This is a genomic window from Streptomyces sp. NPDC048462 (assembly GCF_043200175.1).
GTDB lineage: Bacteria > Actinomycetota > Actinomycetes > Streptomycetales > Streptomycetaceae > Streptomyces.
On record NZ_JBICXG010000081.1, the window covers coordinates 1 to 1,016 of the forward strand.

1 protein-coding gene is annotated in these 1,016 nt (G+C 61.9%); it reads left to right on the plus strand.

Translation table 11 applies throughout. The annotated features are described in order from the left end of the window. Positions 1-1,016: maltose ABC transporter permease MalF (gene malF / locus ACGFU6_RS39345; RefSeq protein WP_393617423.1), on the plus strand; the 1,016-nt coding region annotated here is incomplete at both ends.

Consider the following 1,016-nt stretch of genomic DNA (forward strand, 5'->3'; position numbering starts at 1 on the left):
GCTTTACGTCTTCGCCAACCGCCGCGCCTACGCCTGGCGCTATGTGTATCCCGGCGTCGCCGGCATGGGGCTGTTCGTCCTGTTCCCGCTGATTTGCACCATCGCCATCGCTTTCACCAACTACAGCAGCACCAACCAGCTGACTTTTGAACGCGCGCAATCGGTGCTGATGCAGCGCCAGTTCCAGAGCGGCCAAACCTTTACCTTTGGCCTCTACCCGGCGGAAAACCAGCAGTGGCGCCTGCAGCTGACGCCACCGGACAGTGAACAGCCGCTGATCTCCGAGCCTTTCCGCCTCGACGCCGCCGCGCCGCAAACCCTGAAACTGACGGCGCAGAACGCCGCGCCGCAGGGCGAACGCGCCACGCTGCGGGTGATTACCCAGAACCGGCAGGCGCTGAGCCAGCTGGTGGCGCAACTGCCCGACGGCGGGGAATTGCGCATGAGCTCCCTGCGCCAGTTCTCCGGCACCCGCCCGCTGTATGCGCTGGACAAAGACGGCAGCACGCTGACCAACAACCAGACCCAGGTACGCTACCGGCCAAACGGCGACACCGGCTTCTATCAGGCGATCAACGCCGACGGCGGCTGGGCGCAGGAAACCCTGAGCCCGGGTTATACCGTCACCACCGGCTGGAAAAACTTCCTGCGGGTGCTGCAGGACGAGGGCATTAAGAAACCGTTCGTGTCGATCTTCATCTGGACCATCGTGTTCTCGGTGATGACGGTGATCCTCACCGTGGCGGTCGGCATGGTGCTGGCCTGCGTGGTGCAGTGGGAGGCGCTGAAAGGCAAGGCGATCTACCGCGTGCTGCTGATCCTGCCCTATGCGGTGCCGTCATTCATCTCGATCCTGATCTTCAAAGGCTTGTTCAACCAAAGCTTCGGCGAGATCAACATGATGCTCAGCCATCTATTCGGCATCAAACCGGCCTGGTTCAGCGATCCGCTCACCGCCAAGAGCATGATCCTGATCGTCAACACCTGGCTCGGCTACCCCTACATGATGATCCTGT